This is a genomic window from Vibrio sp. 05-20-BW147 (genome assembly GCF_013369385.1).
GTDB classification, from domain to species: domain Bacteria; phylum Pseudomonadota; class Gammaproteobacteria; order Enterobacterales; family Vibrionaceae; genus Vibrio; species Vibrio floridensis.
In genome coordinates this window covers 1-691 of sequence record NZ_SZTO01000086.1, presented here as the reverse complement: position 1 = coordinate 691, position 691 = coordinate 1, and the positions used below count along the sequence as shown (strand labels likewise).

Annotated in this window: 2 protein-coding genes; both read left to right on the top strand. The window is 43.7% G+C overall.

The features are described 5' to 3' along the window. Nucleotides 1-105, top strand: a 105-nt coding sequence (locus FC652_RS20135; protein WP_176299908.1) for a DUF3265 domain-containing protein, incomplete at its 5' end; no start/stop codon positions are given. 33 nt (nt 106-138) lie between these two features. Next, complete coding sequence (locus tag FC652_RS20130) at nt 139-459, top strand: DUF2834 domain-containing protein (protein ID WP_176299907.1); 321 nt, start codon at nt 139-141, stop codon at nt 457-459. Nucleotides 460-691 lie beyond the last annotated feature (232 nt).

The window sequence follows — 691 nt, the reverse complement described above, 5'->3', positions numbered from 1 at the left end:
GGGATTCATGCCGCGTGGCATTTTTGGTTTGCAGTGAGTTTTGGTGGTGAAAATGGTCTGCAGAAGCTTGGTTTATGCGGCATTCACCCCTTAACGCAGCGTTAGGGCTTACTACGAAAAATTTGCAAGGATGGCGAAATGGTAAAGTTTTATCTGGTTCTTACTTTGTTGGGTATATTGCTACCATACGGAGCGTTTGTTCCTTGGTTAGTTAGCAACGGCCTAGATATTGGTCTTTTGTTCAGTGAAGCGGTGGCAACCCCCATTAGTATTTTTGCTTGGCTTGATGTCTTGGTTGCGGCGATTGCTTTATTAGGTTTTATCGTGGTGGACGGCCAAAGACATAAAGTGAAGTATCGCTATTTTGCTGTGTTGGGAACTTTGTCAGTTGGTGTATCGTTTGGGTTGCCACTGTATCTTTACTTGAAAGAAATGCAGTCGCTCCAACCACAGCCCTAACAAACGCTTTAAGACGGATTCGCAACGCATGGCATTTGTGGTTTGCGGTAAAATTAGTGATTTAGGTGGTGTGCGGTAACATCGTGTTGCGTTGCTCACCACTTAAGCGAGCGTTATGCTTAATCACGTAAATCAGTGGTTTATGGTTTTTCTTTGTTCTCTCAGCTTTTCAGTTCGGTGTTTATCGGCAACTTGGCTTTTTTGAGCGCTGTTTTTCGGACATCAATTCTTT